This window comes from Salinimicrobium oceani, assembly GCF_012037645.1.
Genome location: NZ_JAAVJR010000130.1, coordinates 1 through 716, shown reverse-complemented (window position 1 = coordinate 716; position 716 = coordinate 1). Strand labels below are relative to the sequence as shown.

Here is a 716-nt window from a genome sequence, read left to right as displayed (position 1 = left end):
GAGGAATTGGAGCTTTATCCTTTTGTAAAGCACAAGCCAAGAAAAACCCTGCTTCAGCCGGTGGTTGAAAAACGATTATCTGAGAAAACAGAACAGGAAAGACTTAAGAAGGAGAACGAAATTAACAGCGAAAACTAAATTATGGGCAGAAAGGATCTTCAGCATCTAGAGCTGAAAACAACAGCAGAAAATTCAGAAAGGCCTGAAATTTCCTATGCTTTTCAAGATCTGCCCCATCTAAAATTCGCTGCCGGAATACCTCCTTACCTTCGGGGCCCTTACAGCACCATGTATGTTTCCCGCCCCTGGACAATTCGCCAATACGCCGGATTCTCAACCGCCGAAGAAAGTAATGCCTTTTACCGCCGCAATCTTGCAGCCGGTCAAAAAGGGCTTTCTGTTGCTTTTGATCTCCCTACGCATCGCGGCTACGACAGTGACCATGAACGCGTGGTAGGAGATGTGGGAAAAGCAGGAGTTGCCATAGATTCGGTAGAAGATATGAAGATCCTCTTCGACCAGATTCCGCTGGACAAGATGTCGGTTTCTATGACCATGAATGGTGCAGTTTTACCCATCCTGGCCTTTTACATTGTGGCCGCCGAAGAACAGGGCGTAAAGCCCGAACAACTTTCAGGAACTATCCAAAATGATATTTTAAAGGAGTTCATGGTGCGGAATACTTATATCTATCCGCCTACTCCTTCCATGAAGAT

General features: G+C 45.7%; 1 protein-coding gene. It reads left to right on the top strand.

Annotated elements, in window-relative coordinates; translation table 11 throughout:
* Positions 1 to 141 precede the first annotated feature (141 nt).
* A partial coding sequence (locus HC175_RS15840; RefSeq protein ID WP_235942643.1) for a methylmalonyl-CoA mutase family protein occupies positions 142 to 716 on the top strand: 575 nt, incomplete at its 3' end.